The 688-nt window shown below is 48.8% G+C and carries 1 protein-coding gene; it reads left to right on the top strand.

Annotation, left to right across the window (positions count from 1 at the left end; translation table 11 throughout):
• Positions 1-688 (top strand): P-loop NTPase (locus R8N47_RS25410; RefSeq protein ID WP_318186132.1); only part of this gene is annotated, 688 nt, incomplete at both ends.

Genomic DNA, 688 nt, shown 5'->3' with positions numbered 1-688 from the left:
ACAGTTAGTGGAAAACTGGGCCGATATTCACGGCGTTGTCACCATCACCGCTCAAGGTGAGGTGAAGATTACATTGCCATTTGCTAGTAATGAGCTTCAGCGCACATTGCAAGAATGGATTCAACAACAGCAAGCATCCAAAGCTGTAGCCGCGTTTCCGTTTCACATTGAACTCGGCGTAAAAGCACTAGAAACGCAGGTTTCTAATGCGGTGAAAGGCGTGAAGAATATCATTGCGGTGAGCTCTGCAAAGGGTGGGGTGGGCAAATCCACAACAGCCGTTAACTTAGCCTTGGCTATCGCGCAGTCGGGAGCGAAGGTTGGCCTATTGGATGCCGATATATACGGTCCATCGGTTCCGATGATGCTCGGCCAGGAAGATGCGAAACCAGAAGTTCGTGATGGCAAATGGATGGAGCCTATTTTTGCTCACGGCATCTATACTCATTCTATTGGCTATTTAGTTAATAAATCTGAAGCAGCGATCTGGCGTGGCCCTATGGCATCGAAAGCGTTAGCTCAGCTATTGAATGAAACCGATTGGCCAGAGCTAGATTACTTAGTGATAGACATGCCACCAGGCACGGGTGATATCCAGTTGACGTTGTCACAACAAATTCCTGTTACCGGCACGGTTTTGGTGACGACGCCACAAGATTTAGCGTTGGCAGATGCGCGCAAAGGTGCA

The organism is Vibrio sp. 2132-1 (genome assembly GCF_033344315.1).
Note: the sequence above shows the minus strand (reverse complement) of the source record. Positions and strands in the feature narration are given on the sequence as shown.